The 10029-nt window shown below is 69.3% G+C and carries 8 protein-coding genes; 6 read left to right on the top strand and 2 right to left on the bottom strand.

The features are described 5' to 3' along the window. The first annotated feature begins 563 nt into the window (after positions 1-563). From L0966_RS17085 to L0966_RS17060, 6 genes are all read left to right on the top strand, one after another. Complete coding sequence (locus L0966_RS17085) at positions 564-1793, top strand: ArgE/DapE family deacylase (RefSeq protein ID WP_234053176.1); 1230 nt, start codon at positions 564-566, stop codon at positions 1791-1793. A gap of 1314 nt (positions 1794-3107) precedes the next feature. Beyond that, positions 3108-4199, top strand: a complete 1092-nt coding sequence (locus tag L0966_RS17080) for an LLM class flavin-dependent oxidoreductase (RefSeq protein WP_234053175.1) — start codon at positions 3108-3110, stop codon at positions 4197-4199. Positions 4200-4292: 93 nt separating this feature from the next. Continuing rightward, positions 4293-5096 (top strand): ABC transporter permease subunit, encoded by an 804-nt coding sequence (locus tag L0966_RS17075; RefSeq protein ID WP_234053287.1) that lies wholly within the window; start codon positions 4293-4295, stop codon positions 5094-5096. Then, a complete protein-coding gene (locus tag L0966_RS17070; RefSeq protein WP_234053174.1) occupies positions 5093-5803 on the top strand; it encodes an ABC transporter ATP-binding protein in 711 nt (236 codons plus the stop codon). The genes L0966_RS17075 and L0966_RS17070 overlap by 4 nt, the downstream gene beginning before the upstream one ends. 42 nt (positions 5804-5845) lie before the next feature. Then, positions 5846-6841 (top strand): NrtA/SsuA/CpmA family ABC transporter substrate-binding protein, encoded by a 996-nt coding sequence (locus tag L0966_RS17065; RefSeq protein ID WP_234053173.1) that lies wholly within the window; start codon positions 5846-5848, stop codon positions 6839-6841. 36 nt (positions 6842-6877) lie between these two features. Next, the gene (locus L0966_RS17060) at positions 6878-8104 is read left to right on the top strand and encodes an acyl-CoA dehydrogenase family protein (protein WP_234053172.1); all 1227 of its coding nucleotides are present in this window, start codon (positions 6878-6880) and stop codon (positions 8102-8104) included. Positions 8105-8334: 230 nt separating this feature from the next. Here L0966_RS17060 and L0966_RS17055 read toward each other — a convergent pair whose 3' ends face one another. Both L0966_RS17055 and L0966_RS17050 read right to left on the bottom strand, forming a co-directional pair. Further along, a complete protein-coding gene (locus tag L0966_RS17055; protein WP_234053171.1) occupies positions 8335-9228 on the bottom strand; it encodes an ABC transporter permease in 894 nt (297 codons plus the stop codon). Beyond that, entirely contained in the window at positions 9221-10024 is an 804-nt protein-coding gene (locus L0966_RS17050) for an ABC transporter ATP-binding protein (RefSeq protein ID WP_234053170.1), read from the bottom strand. The genes L0966_RS17055 and L0966_RS17050 overlap by 8 nt, the downstream gene beginning before the upstream one ends. Positions 10025-10029: the final 5 nt, after the last annotated feature.

Genomic DNA, 10029 nt, shown 5'->3' with positions numbered 1-10029 from the left:
CGCCGATCGGGGGGAGCGCCCGGCGTGGCGGTCAGAGGTCCGGCGGCTTCTGAAGGCGAGCGCGCGGGGGGGGGGGGCGGCCGTGGATCGGCCGGTCGCCTTCCGTGCCGGACGTTGGTGGGATGAGCGCGCGCCTCAACGCGGTTTCCGGCTCGGCGGGGTTGCTTGAACGTCAAGCGACCGGAGAGGCTCGTGCCCCTCGTCTGCGAGCTGCCGTGGCGGGAAAAACACCTTTGCCAGTGTGCGCTGCAATGCCCTCCGTGATCGGTCCCGTCTATGCCGTTTCCGCCCTGTGCGAGGCCGGACAGGGCACGGCCGAATGGGGCGCAGAGTGCGGAAAGTCCAGTATTTTCCACTGCGGGCGGGGCGGACCGGAGACGCTCCGCGTGTCATTGTGCTTCCCGCTCACCGTGCGCGGGGAGAAGCGGCGAGCACTTGCGTTGCCACCGGGCGCCGTTGCACCGGGGAGCGGCGCGTGCCATGCCGCCGCACCTGCGCTGCCGTCCCCAAAAGCGCCTTGGCTGCGGGATGACCGGCGGCATCTGCCATTCGAGGATCGATCCATGACCATCACCGACGCCGATCTGCTGCGGCGCCTCATCGCGGAGCGCGCCGATGACCAGCGCCGCTTCCTGGCCGAGCTGGTGAAGGTGCCTTCCGACAACCCGTCCGGCGACTGCGCCCCCCATGCCGCCCGCGCGGCCGAGCTGTTGGAGGCGCTGGACTTCACCGTGGAGCGCCACCAGGTGCCGGACGCGGTGGTGAAGGCGGCGGGCATGATCTCGGTGACCAACCTCATCGTCCGCCACCGCTTCGGGGAGGGGCCCACCATCGCCCTCAATGCCCATGGTGACGTGGTGCCCCCGGGCGAGGGATGGACCCACGATCCCTATGGCGCCGAGGTGGTGGACGGGGTGATGTATGGCCGGGGCGTCGCGGTCTCCAAGTCGGATTTCGCCACCTATGCCTTTGCCCTCGACGCCCTGAAACGCTCGGGCCTGCCGCTGAAGGGCACGGTGGAGCTGCATTTCACCTATGACGAGGAGATTGGCGGCGAGGTGGGGCCGGGCTGGATCCTGGCCCAGGGGCTCACCAAGCCCGACTATGCCGTTTCCGCCGGCTTCGCCTATTCCGTCGTGTGGGCCCACAATGGCTGCCTGCACCTCGAGGTGGAGGTGACGGGCAAGTCCGCCCACGCCGCCATTCCCGCGACCGGCATCGACGCCCTCGAGGCGGCCACCGGCATCCTTTCCGCCCTCTATGCCTATCGCGACACGTTGAAGGACAAGGTGTCGGAGGTGGGGGGCATTGGCGCGCCGCAGCTCAATGTGGGGCTCATCTCGGGGGGCATCAACACCAATGTGGTGCCCGACCGCGTCACCTTCCGCCTCGACCGGCGCATCATTCCGGACGAGACGCCGGAGCAGGTGGAAGAGGAGGTGCGTGGCGTGATCGCCCGCGCGGCGGCGGCTTCGCCGAAGGCGCGGGTGGAGGTGCGGCGCATTCTGCTGGCGCGGCCTTTGGTGCCGGGGGAGGGGGCGAAGCGCCTCGCCGACATCATCTGCCGCAACGCTTCGGCGGTGACGGGCGAGGAGGTGCGCGCCACCGGCGTGCCGCTCTACACCGACGCGCGGCTTTACGCGGAAGCGGGCGTGCCCGTGGTGCTCTACGGCGCCGGGCCGCACACCATCGAGGAGGCCAACGGCCACCGGGCGGATGAGAATCTGCGCCTTTCCGACCTCGATAAGGCCACGCAAGTCATCGCCCTCACGCTCAAGGACCTGCTGGGCTGAACGCGACGCGGCGGGGGAACGCCCGCGCCGCGCGATAATGAGGCTGGCTTTTCCCGCGCTCCGATCGGTGCTGCTGCATCCTCATCGAGCGCGCGGGCGGTGAAGCTCGGCCATGCTGCGTCGGTCATCGCGCGGTCTGGCGCGGGCCGCCGCGAAATCACGCTTGAACCGACTCACGCCGTTTGCTGCGACGGCGGAAGGCTGTTGCCGGAGCCGGCGCCTGTCCCGGCCACTTCGGCGCGGCGCGCTCCACCGGAGCTTGCGCGGATCGACAGCCAGGGCGCATGGAGGGGCAGGGCTCCGCTCCCCCCCCGCACGCGGGAGAGGCCGGCGCGGCGCGAGGAGCGTCTGGGTCCACAAGCCAAGAGATCAGCCAAGAGATCAGGCATGTGGTCGGCCATGTGCCGGGCATGGCCTCGCCCCCGACTGGCCTCGCCCCCGACTGGCCTCGCCCCCGACTGACCTCGCCCGTGACCGGCTTTGCCCCTGAACCGAATGTTGGCTGGGCCGAGCCATGCGGCTTTGTCTTCGCTTAGCTGGCGTCGGCCCGCGCCACCTGACCTTCCGCGCCACCTAAGCTTCCGCGCCATGACCGCCCCTGGGCGGAGAATGGGCATTCAAGGTCCCGGGAGGCGTTGCCCTTCGCCTCGCGGCCGGGCCGGCATTCCCGATCTTTTGGTTGCCCCCTGAGAAAGCGGCGGAGGGGACGGCGCACGATTGCGGTCTTGGTAGGCCGGCGCCCGCCTCGCCTCGGAGGCTGCCTCCATTCGCCTAGGCTTTGAATTAACGCCGCAGCTTCCTGAGAGCCGGTATCCCTGGGCTCGAAGACCAAGCTCGGTACTGACGAGAGGATGCCACGCCGCCGCCCGGTAATCCGTCGCCGTGGTGCAGGGCCATGTGCATTCCGCCTTCGGGAAGGGCGCCCTTGATAAGGGATCGAGACGCCCGCGCGCCGGCCGACGCGCGCCGTATCGGTGCCGGGATCGCAGCCCTGCCCCCTCTCTCCCCGCTATCCCAATCCGGGACCGCCCGCGCCGCCCGTGGGCCATCACGTGTGCTGTGCCTCAGGCCCTTCGCCGCGATCGAACCCTTGGCCGGAGCGCTGCGGTGTCTCGTGCTGCATCGTCGCCGGCTTAGCTCCGGATGGACGCCGGTTGTGTCCGACGTCGCGCAGCATCGGACCGGAGCGATGCCGTTGCTCTCGCCGCTCTGCAGGGCCGGGAGCGGTCTGCCAGTTGCCATCGACGCAAGCGCGGGGTTGACATTGGCCAATAATATATCTTTTCTATCGATATTATAAATTATGGTGACGAGATGACCTCTTCCCCGTTGCGGCTTGGTGTCTGGGCGCCTGTGCATGGGCCGCGCGCGGCCTGGCAGGACACCGCCGAGCCTTTTGATGCCTCGTGGGCCCACAATCGCGACACCGTGCTTCAGGCCGAGGCGCTGGGCTATGACGCCACCCTGGTGGCGCAGCACACCGTCAATCCGCATCTGCCCGAGAAGGACCAGCTGGAAGCGTGGACGGGTTGCGCGGCCCTCGCCGCCCTCACCAGCCGCATCGAGATCCTGGCTGCCATCAAGCCCTATCTCTACCACCCGGTGGTGCTGGCGAAGATGGCGCTGCAGATCGAGAACATCTCCGGCGGCCGGTTCGGCTTCAATCTGGTGAATGCCTGGAACCGGGCTGAATTCGAGAAGGCCGGCATCCCCTTCGGCGAGCATGATGCGCGCTATGCCTATGGGCGCGAATGGATCTTCGTGGTGGAGAAGCTCCTGCGCGGCGAGAGCGTGACGCACCAAGGCGAGCATTTCCATATCACCGACTATCGTCTGGCGCCCACCAGCCCCACCCGCGCGCGCCCGCGCATTTATCTCGGCGGAGAGTCGGAGGCGGCGCGGGCGCTCGCGGCCGATCATGCCGATGTCTTCTTCATCAATGGCCAGCCCATCGCGGACGTGAAGGCGATCATCGCCGATGTGGCCCGCAGGCCGCGTCGCGGTGCGCCCCTGGGCTTCGGTCTCGCCGCCTTCGTCATTGCCCGGGAGACCGAGCGCGAGGCGGAGCAGGAGTATCAGCGGCTGCTCGCCCTGGCCACGAAGGATGCGGCCGCCAAGGCCGCAATGACCGCGCGCACCGACCCCAATGTGGTGATGATCCAGACCTTCGCCAAGGCGCAGGGCGTCGGCACCAATGGCGGCACCGCGGCCGGGCTGGTGGGCAGCTATGACCAGGTGGCCGAGCGCATCGCCGCCTTCCACGCCGCCGGCGTCGAGCTGTTCATGCTCCAGTTCCAGCCCCTGCGCGCGGAGTTGGCGCGGTTCGCCGCGGAGGTCTTCCCCCGCCTGGGCCGGCGCCCGGCAACGGGCGGGCCGGTGACCGCCGCCCCCGCGCAAGCGGTCTGACGCCCCCATCCCTGCTGAACCGAGGTCCCCGTGAGCCAGGTCGAAACCGTCACCCCCTTTGTCTTATCCCGTTCCGACCCGGCCCCGGGCACGCTGGCGCGGCCGCGCAGGCGCGCGGCGCGGCTGGGCGGGCGGGGGCTGTTCCTGCTGTCCTGGGCGGTGCCTGTGGCGCTGCTCGCGGTCTGGGAATTCCTGGCCCGGCAAGGCTATGTGACGCCCCAGGTGCTGCCAGCGCCGAGCAAGGTGCTCGCCACCGCCGTGAAGCTCACCATTTCCGGCAGCCTCTTGTCCGATCTTGGCACCAGCCTGCTGCGGGCGGCCATCGGCTTTGTCATCGGCGGCTCGATCGCGTTCGCGCTGGGCGTGCTGGTGGGCTTTTCCCGGATCGCCGAGGCCCTGCTGGACCGCAGCGTGCAGATGGTGCGCGCCATCCCCTTCCTCGCGCTGCTGCCGCTGGTGATCGTCTGGTTCGGCGTTGGGGAAGGGCAGAAGATCTTCCTCGTGGCGCTGGGTGTCGCCTTCCCCATCTACATCAACACCACCCTGGGGATCCGGCAGGTGGATCCGAAGCTGCTGGAGCTCGGCCGGGTGCAGGGGCTTTCCACCTTCACGCTCATCCGCCGCATCGTGCTGCCGGGCGCCTTGCCGTCTATCCTCACCGGCGTGCGCTATTCGCTGGCGACGGCGTGGCTGGCGCTGGTGGTGGCCGAGACCCTCGGGGCGGAGGCGGGCATCGGCTTTCTGGCCATGGATGCGCGGGAGTTCCTGCGCACCGACGTGGTGGTGCTGACCATCGTCATCTACGCCCTCATCGGGGTGGCGGCGGATTCCGCCGCGCGCCTCCTGGAACGGCGGCTTCTGGCCTGGCATCCCAATTTCGGCGGGACGGGACGATGAGCGGCGCGCTCCTTTCCCGCCGCCCTGCGGTCCGCGTCACGGGGCTGCGGCGCGCCTATGGGCCGCGCGTCATCATCGACCGGCTGGACCTCGTCATTGGCCGCGGCGAGTTCGTGGCGCTCCTGGGTGAGAGCGGCTGCGGCAAGACCACCCTTCTGCGGGCCCTGGCTGGGCTCGATCCCATCGACGGCGGGAGCATCGAGGCACCCGGGCGGCCGGCGGTGGTGTTTCAGGAACATCGCCTTCTGCCGTGGGACAGCCTGTGGCGCAACGTGGCCCTGGGCCTGAACGCGGCCGGGGCACGGCAAAAGGCCGGGGCGGCGCTGGCGGAAGTGGGCCTGAGCGGGCGGCTGGACGACTGGCCGCGCAACCTGTCCGGCGGGCAGGCGCAGCGCGTGGCCCTGGCCCGCGCGCTGGTGCAGGAGCCGGAGCTGCTGCTGCTCGACGAACCCTTCGCCGCCCTCGACGCGCTCACCCGCATCCACATGCACGGGCTGGTGAAGGCGCTGGTGGCGCGCCACCGGCCCGGCGTGATGCTCGTCACCCACGACGTGGATGAGGCCATCGCGCTCGCCGACCGCATCCTGGTGATGCGTGGCGGCGCCATCGCGGCGGAGCATTGCTCGCCGGAACCCGGCGCGCCCGCCGCCAGCCGCGCGCAGCTGCTGGCGGAGCTCGGTGTCGCGCACGACCCGGCTGCGGCCTGAGTCTCAACCCCCAGATCTTGAAGAATGAGCCAAGAGAACCCCATGTCGAGCTTCCTCATCCCTTCCCGCCGCGCCTTCCTCTCTTCCGTGGCGGCGGGCCTCGGCGCCGCCGTCCTCGCGCCCACCCTCGCGCGGGCGGCCGCGGATACGCGCAATACGGACACGGTGCGTCTCACCTGGGGCTTCCATGGCCTCACCCTGATCGCCAAGGAGCGGGGTGTGTTCGAGAAGACGCTGGCCGACCAGGGCATCAAGGTGGAATGGCTCGGGCCCTTCCCCAACCATGCGCCGACGCTGCAGGCGGTCACCGGCGGCAGCGCTGATTTCGGCTTCGGCGGTTCCACCACGCCGGCCTTGGCCGCCATCATCGCCGGCTCGCCGCTGGTGTTCACCCAGTTCGTGCTCTACGAGCCGCGTACCACCGCCATCATCGCCAAGGACGGCTCGGGCATCGACAAGGTGGAGGATCTGGTCGGCCGCTCGGTGGCGGTCAACCGCTCGGGCCTGGGCGAGTTCCTGCTCGTGGCCGCCCTGGAAAAGCACGGCATCGACCGTTCCAAGGTGAAGTTCGTCTATCTCAATCCGCCCGATGCGGCTCCCGCGCTGGCGTCCGGCAAGGTGGATGCCTGGTCCATGTGGAGCCCGGGAGTCGACATCGCGCGGCTGGATTACAAGGCGCACGATGTCTTCGTCGAAGGCCGCGACCTCGATTTCTTCATCGATTACAGCTCGTATCTCACCAGCCGCGCCTTCGCCGAGCAGAATTCGCAGATCGTCAAGGCGGTGGTGGCGGCCTATGAGGCCGAGGCCCGCTGGACCAACGCCAATGTGGTCGAGGCCGAGACCATCGTGCAGAAGCGCGCCGGCTACAGCGACATCATCCGCGACCAGTTCATCGCGCGTCAGCGGCACTACACGCTGATCCCGGTCTCCGACAAGAAATTCGTCGCCGACCTGCAGCAGGCGGCGGACTGGCTGGTGGCGCGGAAGATCCTCCCAGAGCCCATCACCGTTTCCGACCATCTCGCCCAGCTCTGACCGGTCTGCGCTCTGCCCCTCATCCCAGGAACTGTCATGAACAAGCCCGTCATTCCCGCTTCCGTCCAGCCCACGCACCCCCTTGGCGCCGACCCGGCGCAGTGGAGGAGCCTGTTCGACCAGATCGGCGCGGGCGCGTCCGAGCGCGAGCGCGACCGCGTCCTGCCGTTCGAGGCCATTGAACTCCTGAAGCGGGCCGGCTTCGGCGCACTGCGGCTCGCCAAGGTGGATGGCGGCGCCGGCGCCACTTTCCGGCAGGTCTATGGGCTCACCCTGGAACTGGCGGCGGCCGATGCCAATGTCGCCCACATCTTCCGCAACCATTTCACGGTGGCCGAGCAATATGCCCGCCAGCCCTTTGATGCCCGCAGCCGGGCGTGGCAGGCTTTGGTGCGCGAAGGCGGCATCTTCGGCCTTGCCTCCACCGAGGCCGGCTCCCTGCCCGCCGGCGGCTTCGCACCGGACACCCGCCTCATCCCCGAAGGGGAGGGCTTCCGCCTGGAGGGGGTGAAATACTATTCCACCGGCACGCTGTTCGCGGATTCCATGCTGGTGCGCGCGGCCGACGACAAGGGGCGGGTGGCGGCCGTCATCATCCCCACCCGGCGCGAGGGCATCGAGATCCTCGACGACTGGGACGGGGCGGGCCAGCGCCTCACCGCTTCCGGCACCACCCGCTTCCACAATGTGCGGGTGGAGGCGGACGAGGCGGTCTTCGACACGCCGGAGCGCGGCTATGGCCTTGCCTATTCCAACACCCAGGCCCAGCTCTTCCTCACCACTGTGGTGGCGGGCATCGTGCAGGCCATCCTCAACGATGCCATAGCCTTGGTGAAGCGGCGCAAGCGCAGCTTCTACTATGCGCCGACGCCGACGCCGGCGGATGACCCCTTCCTGCAGCAGGTGGTGGGCCAGCTTTCGGCCAGCGCCCTCGCGGCGCGATCCCTCATCCTCACCGCCGCCGAGGCCCTCGACCGGGCGAGCGATGCCCGCGACCGCGGCGAGGCGGCCGCGGAATTGGGGGCGCAGGCCGCGCGGACGGCAGCCCAGGCGAAGCTGGTGATCGACGATCTGGCTTTGCGTTCTGGCTCGCTGCTGTTCGATGCGGGTGGCGCCTCCGCCACGGAGCGCAGCGCCAATCTGGACCGGCACTGGCGCAATGCGCGCACCATCGCGTCCCACAATCCCTCGAGCTACAAGGCACAGGCCATCGGCGCCCTGCTGCTGAAGGGCACGCCGCTTCCCGCCAAGGGCTTCTTCTGAAATCCCTTTCGGCTTCCGGCGCGCCGTGTTCCCCCGGGGGCGACCAAAGCCAGCCCCCCAGCTGGCCGGCTCCCCGGGGGCCGAGCTTCAAGGCCCCCGGGGGGCATCCGCGCGCCTCCCAGCGGTGACGGGTGCCGTTCAAGCCCCTCTCGGGTGCCGCTCTCCGATCGCCTGTCCATGGGCCTCGGCATGGTGTTGGCGGTGTGGGGTGAGGTTCTTGCCCCCTCCGTTCAGCGCTGGAGGCCCCAGCGGTGCACCGTGCCCTGCTCGATGGCGCGGAAAATCACTTCTACCGCAAGCCCGATGAGAATCACCGAGACGAGGCCGGCGAACACCTTGTCGGTGAGCAATTCGTTGCGGTTACGGTAGATGTACCAGCCGAGCCCGCCCGAGCGCGAGGAGACGCCGAACACCAGCTCCGCCGCGATCAGCGTGCGCCAGGCGAACGCCCAGGCGATCTTCAGCCCCGACAGCAGCGAGGGCAGCGCCGCCGGGATCAGGATGAGCACCACATAGGAGGGGCCCCGAAGGCCGTAATTGCGTCCCACCAGGCGCTGTGTCTCGGGCACCAGCTCAAAGCCGGTCAGGGCCGCGAGCGCGAATGGCCACAGCACGGCGTGCACCATCACCAGCAGCAGGCTGGCCTCACCGAGACCGAACCAGAGCATGGCCAGGGGCAGCAGCGCGATGGCTGGCAGCGGATTGAACATGGCCGTCAGCGTCAGCAGCACTTCCCTGACGAAGGGCAGGGCTATGGCGGTCGAGACCAGCGCGAGCGCCAGTAGGATCGCAATGGCATAGCCCTTCACCAGAACGCAGAGCGACGCCACTGCGGAGGGAAACAGGTCTTCGTCCCTGAGGCCGGTGACGAGCGCCTGCGCCATGTTGGTGAAGGTGGGAAACAGCAGCGGGTTATTCTGCCACAGCGCGGCCGCCTGCCAGAGCGCGGCCAGCGCCGCGAGGATCACCAGCCGGCGCACGAGCGTGGCTTTCCAGAGCCGGCGCAGGCCATCGCTGAGCGTGGATGCCCACGGTTGGACGGACCCCTTGCTGTCGCGGGCTTCGAACGTGATGACGCTGTCGGCTCGCCCGAGCGCGTCATCAGGAGCGGCTTGGTCAGACATGGAGAGCTCCGCCGGTGAACAGCAGGTCATGGACTTGACGAACGACATCCTCGAACGGCGCGGTGCCGCGCTCCGCAAGACCGAGGCCCGAGGTGTCGAACGTGGCGATGGTGCGGCCGGGATGAGCCGCCAGCAGGTGCAGTCGGGTGCCCAGCAGCACGGCCTCGTCGATGGCATGGGTGACGAACACGAGGGTGAAACCCTGCTCCTGCGCGAGCGCCAGCAGGTCCTCCTGCAGCGTGCGGCGGGTCAGGGCATCAAGGGCGGCAAAGGGCTCGTCCATCAGCAGCACGTCGGGCTCGGCCGCCAGCGCCCTGGCAATCGCGGCGCGCTGCTTCATGCCGCCCGACAGGGTGTGGGGATAGGCGTCGAGGGCGCGGCCCAGGCCTACTTTTGTCAGCGCCACGGCGGCACGGGCGCGCGCCTCCCTCAAGCCGAGCCGGCGCGCGGCCCGCAGAGGGAAGGCCACATTGTCGCGCACGCTCTTCCAGGGCAGGAGCTGGTCAAACTCCTGGAACACCACGAGGCGGTCCGGCCCCGGGCCGGCGATGGTCTTGCCGCGGATTTCCACGGCGCCGGCCGCCGGCTTCAGGAAACCCGCAAGCGCCTTGAGGATGGAGGATTTTCCGCATCCTGACGGACCCAGCAGCACCAGCCGCTCGCCGGCCGCGACGCGGAAGCTGACATCCGTCACCGCGCGCGCCGGGCCCTGGGGGCTCGGGTAATCCAGGGTGAGGCCGCGCGCCTCCAATACTGGCGGCTGCGGACGCGGCAGCGTGGATGGAAGGGGGCTCATCCGCA

It is taken from the genome of Xanthobacter sp. NM-59, assembly GCF_021401125.1.
GTDB lineage: Bacteria > Pseudomonadota > Alphaproteobacteria > Rhizobiales > Xanthobacteraceae > Xanthobacter.
This window is presented reverse-complemented; position numbering and strand designations above follow the sequence as displayed.

What these genes read in the sequence shown, in the direction of transcription:
- L0966_RS17060 (WP_234053172.1), top strand. Translation starts at nt 6,878, where the DNA reads ATGAACAAGCCCGTCATTCCCGCTTCCGTCCAGCCCACGCACCCCCTT.
- L0966_RS17065 (WP_234053173.1), top strand. Translation starts at nt 5,846, where the DNA reads ATGTCGAGCTTCCTCATCCCTTCCCGCCGCGCCTTCCTCTCTTCCGTG.
- L0966_RS17055 (WP_234053171.1), bottom strand. Translation starts at nt 9,228, where the DNA reads ATGTCTGACCAAGCCGCTCCTGATGACGCGCTCGGGCGAGCCGACAGC.
- L0966_RS17050 (WP_234053170.1), bottom strand. Translation starts at nt 10,024, where the DNA reads ATGAGCCCCCTTCCATCCACGCTGCCGCGTCCGCAGCCGCCAGTATTG.
- L0966_RS17085 (WP_234053176.1), top strand. Translation starts at nt 564, where the DNA reads ATGACCATCACCGACGCCGATCTGCTGCGGCGCCTCATCGCGGAGCGC.
- L0966_RS17080 (WP_234053175.1), top strand. Translation starts at nt 3,108, where the DNA reads ATGACCTCTTCCCCGTTGCGGCTTGGTGTCTGGGCGCCTGTGCATGGG.
- L0966_RS17070 (WP_234053174.1), top strand. Translation starts at nt 5,093, where the DNA reads ATGAGCGGCGCGCTCCTTTCCCGCCGCCCTGCGGTCCGCGTCACGGGG.